Origin of the sequence: Loigolactobacillus zhaoyuanensis, from assembly GCF_003946385.1 — a bacterium.
GTDB lineage: Bacteria > Bacillota > Bacilli > Lactobacillales > Lactobacillaceae > Loigolactobacillus > Loigolactobacillus zhaoyuanensis.
Map to the genome: position 1 here is coordinate 1 of NZ_RHOE01000150.1, position 1155 is coordinate 1155.

The window sequence follows — 1155 nt, forward strand, 5'->3', positions numbered from 1 at the left end:
GACCGCGGCACTTAACCAACGGCCACGTAAACTATTTGGTTATAAATCAGCCAATGAATTCATGGCTGAGCAGCTACTCGCATGACCACCACCTAGACCACTTATAAGTGAAGTTTAGCAAGTGTTGCACTTGATTTGACAATTCGGGAGTTCTTTTTTCACTTCTATATAATAGCAATATTCTTTATCGAACATCGTCATTTATTCGTATCAGCTATATATCAACCAATTCTTATTAGATAATTCATTAAGTTATAATATCAACTTAAAAATATTAAAACTAATTAGGTAGATTGTAAAATTAATCCGAACGCTGTTCGGACAAAAAAGATCAGCTTCCTTTAAAATGGTGTTTACCACAAACCCATCTTTTAGGAGCTGATCTTTTGTCTAGTATAACCTATTCCGAACGAATTAAAATCGAAACCTTTTGTGAACTAGGGCTGTCCAATATCCAAATGGGCGTTCGGCTGAACCGATCACCGTCAACAATTTCTTATGAATTATCTCGATGTCAACCTTATCAGGCTGAATTAGCACAAACAGATGCCGAATACAAGCGATCACGATGTGGGTAGTAATGAACGCTTTAATCGGAATTTACGTTATTTTTATCCTAAAGGGACTCGTTTTGAGCACATTAGTGCTCAAGATTTAACGACGACGTTACTCCAAATTAACCAGCGACCGCTTAAAATACTCGACTGGCAAACACCGTATCAGGTGATGCTGACAAATTTGTCCAAAAATTCGGATTAAATTTGCAATCTACCATTAACACGGTTCTGACCATTTTAGGTATGCTAGGTGTAATTACAGACGTACAAACTGTAAACGTCTCACAGGACACGACAGGCACCTTAGAACATGTTACAAACGAGGTGGACTCCGCTAGCCAAGCTGATAAAGCACCAACTAGTGCGAACGTTTCTAATGTGACCTCAACTAGTGCTGAGATTAAAGTAGATGACAAAGCTGAATAAAGTAAAAAGGTCTATCCTCAATTGGCAATGTCATTAAGTTAGTGACTTGACAATTATTAGTCCCTGAGGAAATCGCTCGGCTAATTTTAAAACCACCTGATTAGTCATTTCATGATTGCTAATTGGGTGGTTTTTATAATTTAAAGCTAATTTAAAGCGCACTAAAATAAGG

Annotated in this window: 1 protein-coding gene and 1 pseudogene; both read left to right on the forward strand. The window is 37.5% G+C overall.

What is annotated here, in order from left to right:
- Positions 1-386: 386 nt before the first annotated feature.
- A pseudogene (locus EKM76_RS13355) lies at positions 387-759 on the forward strand (helix-turn-helix domain-containing protein).
- A gap of 2 nt (positions 760-761) precedes the next feature.
- Complete coding sequence (locus EKM76_RS13360; protein WP_003645725.1) at positions 762-983, forward strand: hypothetical protein; 222 nt, start codon at positions 762-764, stop codon at positions 981-983.
- Positions 984-1155: the final 172 nt, after the last annotated feature.